At 60.2% G+C, this 1,808-nt stretch carries 2 protein-coding genes; both read left to right on the forward strand.

From position 1 onward, the window contains the following. A partial coding sequence (locus BT98_RS27660; RefSeq protein ID WP_211254418.1) for a hypothetical protein occupies window positions 1-360 on the forward strand: 360 nt, incomplete at its 5' end. Between the two features lie 145 nt (window positions 361-505). Continuing rightward, a complete protein-coding gene (locus BT98_RS0120175; RefSeq protein ID WP_019463264.1) occupies window positions 506-1,720 on the forward strand; it encodes a flavin-dependent oxidoreductase in 1,215 nt (404 codons plus the stop codon). The last annotated feature ends 88 nt before the right edge of the window (window positions 1,721-1,808 follow it).

Here is a 1,808-nt window from a genome sequence, read left to right on the forward strand (position 1 = left end):
ATCCCGGGAACCACTGTGAACCCCGCCGTCAGTGGGGTCCCGTTTGGACGCCGATCACCCCTCCAACAGGGTTCCTATTCCATGCCGTTCCACAGGATAAACGAAGGAATGATTGCAGAGCGCAGGCATCCAGGCCACGGCGGGGCCATCTATGGAACACTGCGCGTAGTCGATCCGCCCCTCCACCCGCCCTTCCTGAAAAACGAAAAGCTGGGCCAGGCCCTCATGGTAGTGTTCGTCGACCCGCCAGCCATGGATGTGGCTACGGTCAGAAATACGCTCACAGTTCAGGAAGCCGACATGGGCAGAGACATCGCCCAGAACGTACTTTCCGCGATCTGGGAGACTTTCCGTCATTGACATCTCCAAGGTTGAAAATGTGCTAGTTTTTATCAGAAGGTTCGATTGCCGCCTACTCAGCCTTCCCGTCAGATTGCACTTGGAGAAGCAGCAGGAACGGACTGAATGGACCGTTTCCTTCAAAAGCCATGGGGAGGAAGACCACATGACCGGAATCGTGATTGCGGGCGCCGGTATCGGTGGACTGACGGCCGCGCTTTGCCTTCATGCGAAAGGCTTCGGTGACATTCGCATCTTCGAGGCTGTGCCTCAGATGAAACCGCTGGGCGTCGGCATCAACGTCATGCCCCATTCGTCCGAAGTGCTCCATAAGCTGGCTCTTGGCCCGGCCCTCGACGAAATCGCCGTGCGCACCCGTTGTGTTGAGTACCGCACCCGCTTCGGCCATCTGATCCAGTCCGATCCGCGAAACGTGGAAGCAGGTTTCTCAGCGCCCCAGTATTCGATTCATCGCGGCGAACTGCAGTTTCTTCTGTTTGACGCGGTGCGCGAACGTCTGGGTTCCGACGCGGTCAAGGCGGGTAAACCCGTCAAAGGCTATCGCCAGGACAGCGACAAGGTGACGGTGTTGTTCGAGGATGGTTCCGATCAGGAAGCCGATCTCCTGATCGATGCCGAAGGCCTGCGCTCGAAGGTGCGGGCGCAGATGCATCCGAACGAAGGGCCCGTGTGCTATGAGGGCACGATGATGTTCCGCGGCGCAACCGAGATGGACATGATCGGCGACGGCCGCACGATGGTGATTGCCGGCAATCACGATGTGAAGTTCGTGACCTATCCGATCAGTGAAAAGGCCCGCAAGCAAGGCAAGGCGCTGACCAACTGGGTTGCTGAGGTCCGGGTGGACCGGCCGCGCCATATCCAGGATGCCGACTGGTCCCGGGGCGCCACGCTGGATTACATCACGCCGTTCAAGGACTTCAGCATGAACGACATGGATCTGGTGGCGATCATGCGGGGCGCGCCTTCGGTGACGGAATTCCCGATGATCGACCGTGACCCGCTGCCATTCTGGACCGATGGCCGGGTTACGTTGCTGGGTGATGCCGCTCATCCAATGTATCCGATCGGCGCCAATGGTGCCAGTCAGGCGATCATCGACGGCCGCGTCCTGGCCGATAGCCTGGCGGCCGATCCAGGTCCCGGCGGGCTCCAGGCCTATGAGGCCGAGCGCCGGCCAGTGGCCACGAATGTCGTGCTGATGAACCGCAAGGGCGGTCCCGAGCAGGTTCTGGACATCGCCGATGCCATCGTCAAAGGCCCCGATGACCGGATCGAGGATCTGATCGCCGCGGAAGAGCTTGAGCGGGTCGCCGCCAGTTACCGGGCAACTGCCGGATTCCAGAGGCGGGCTGTTTAGAGCGCCTAACTAAACCCGGTATGATGCGTTTCTGTGGGCATGGCGAAGCCTTTGGTTTCTGATGATCTCTGGGCGGCGATTGAGCCGC

Source organism: Roseomonas mucosa ATCC BAA-692, assembly GCF_000622225.1.
GTDB lineage: Bacteria > Pseudomonadota > Alphaproteobacteria > Acetobacterales > Acetobacteraceae > Roseomonas > Roseomonas mucosa.

Bases quoted from the DNA above. Each gene is read 5' to 3' on its own strand.
- BT98_RS0120175 (WP_019463264.1), top strand. From the start codon at position 506: ATGACCGGAATCGTGATTGCGGGCGCCGGTATCGGTGGACTGACGGCC.